At 74.9% G+C, this 1432-nt stretch carries 2 protein-coding genes; both read right to left on the reverse strand.

The features are described from left to right. On the reverse strand, positions 1 to 719 hold a 719-nt coding region (locus HG542_RS11580; protein ID WP_171080310.1), incomplete at its 3' end, for a cobyric acid synthase. Continuing rightward, the coding region (gene cbiB, locus HG542_RS11585; RefSeq protein WP_171080312.1) for an adenosylcobinamide-phosphate synthase CbiB at positions 712 to 1432 on the reverse strand (721 nt) is incomplete at its 5' end. The genes HG542_RS11580 and cbiB, both read right to left, overlap by 8 nt.

Genomic DNA, 1432 nt, shown 5'->3' on the forward strand with positions numbered 1-1432 from the left:
TCCTCCTCGTCGATGCCCAGCCCGTGCGCGAACGGCAGCACGCCCACCGTCGCCCGGCCCGTCAGGCCGCGCAGCATCTCCAGGCCGGGTTCCAGCAGCGACACATCACCCCGGAACTTGTTGACCAGATAGCCCGCGACGAGCTCCTGGTCCTCCGGGGACAGCAGGGCCGTCGTACCGAAGAACGAGGCGAACACCCCGCCCCGGTCGATGTCGCCGACGATCACCACGGGCAGCCGCGCGGCCCGGGCTATGCCCATGTTGACGATGTCCGTGCGGCGCAGATTGATCTCGGCGGGGCTGCCGGCGCCCTCGCAGATCACCGCGTCGTGCGTGCGCCGCAGCTCCTCCAGGCACTCCGTCACGGTGCCGAACAGCTGCTCCTGGCGGCCCTGGTGGTAGCCGCGGGCGCTCAGCTCGCCCACCGGCTTTCCCATCAGCACCACTTGGCTGCTGCGGTCGCCACCGGGCTTGAGCAGCACGGGATTCATCAGCGCGCTCGGCTCGACGCGCGCCGCGGCCGCCTGCATGGCCTGCGCCCGGCCTATCTCGGCGCCCTCGCGCGTCACATACGAATTGAGCGACATGTTCTGCGCCTTGAACGGCGCGACCTTGACGCCCTTGCGGACCAGCCAGCGGCAGATCCCGGCGGTCACCACGCTCTTGCCCGCGTCGGAGGTCGTCCCCGCGATCAGCAGGCCCCCACCCCGCTTACCCACCCGTGCAGCTCCTCTTGACGGTCCTGTTCACCAACACACTGCCCACGGCGCGCCCCGCGACAGCCACCCCGAGGGCCAGCAGCGACACCCGGCGCGAGAGCCGGACGGCCCGTTCGATGTCGGCGGTCTCCACCGGGCGGTTCTCCGCGCCCAGCACCGGCCGGTGCTCGACGCGCCCCGCATAGGCGAGGGTGCCGCCGAGGCGCACCCCCAGGGCCCCCGCGAACGAGGCCTCCACCGGGCCCGCGTTGGGGCTCGGGTGCCGGGACGCGTCGCGCCGGGCCACCCGCCAGGCACCGCGCGGGTCGGGGCCGGCGAGGACGGCGAGCGCGGCGGTCAGCCGGGCGCCGGGCCAGCCGACGACGTCGTCGAGCCGGGCCGCGGCCCAGCCGAAGCGCCGGTAACGCGGGGACCTGTGACCGACCATGGCGTCCAGGGTGTTCACGGCGCGGAAACCCACCAGGCCGGGCACCCCGGCGAGGGCGCCCCACACCAGGGCGCCGACGACCGCGTCGGAGGTGTTCTCGGCGACGGACTCCACGACCGCCCGCGCGATCTGCTGCTCGTCCAGGGCCTGCGGGTCGCGCCCGCACAGGTGCGGCAGCCGCTCCCGGGCGGCCGCCAGGTCGCCCGCACCGAGCGCGGCGCCGACGGCCCGCGCCTCGCGGCCGAGCGAGGTGCCGCCGAGGACGGCCCAGGTGGCGGCCGCGGTC

The organism is Streptomyces morookaense (assembly GCF_013030945.1).
GTDB lineage: Bacteria > Actinomycetota > Actinomycetes > Streptomycetales > Streptomycetaceae > Streptomyces > Streptomyces morookaensis.